The 256-nt window shown below is 63.7% G+C and carries 1 protein-coding gene; it reads right to left on the bottom strand.

The genetic code is table 11. The features are described 5' to 3' along the window. Window positions 1-256: alpha-amylase family glycosyl hydrolase (locus tag ADL12_RS27635; RefSeq protein WP_244188075.1), on the bottom strand; the 256-nt coding region annotated here is incomplete at both ends.

The following is a 256-nucleotide window of genomic DNA, read 5'->3' as shown; positions in this document are numbered from 1 at the left end:
GGGGCCGTCCGGGTCTTTCCTCGATTCCTGGAACCACGGGTGCTGGTCGCTGGTGTGGTTCATGACGAAGTCGATGATGACCCGCATGCCGCGCTGGTGGGCCGAGTCGACGAATTCGACGAAGTCGGCGAGGTCACCGAATTCGGGGAGTACGGCGGTGTAGTCGGAGACGTCGTAGCCGCCGTCGCGCAGGGGTGATTTGAAGAAGGGCGGCAGCCACAGGCAGTCGACGCCGAGCCATTGCAGGTAGTCGAGT

Origin of the sequence: Streptomyces regalis (assembly GCF_001509475.1) — a bacterium.
Classification (GTDB): domain Bacteria; phylum Actinomycetota; class Actinomycetes; order Streptomycetales; family Streptomycetaceae; genus Streptomyces; species Streptomyces regalis.
Note: the sequence above shows the minus strand (reverse complement) of the source record. Positions and strands in the feature narration are given on the sequence as shown.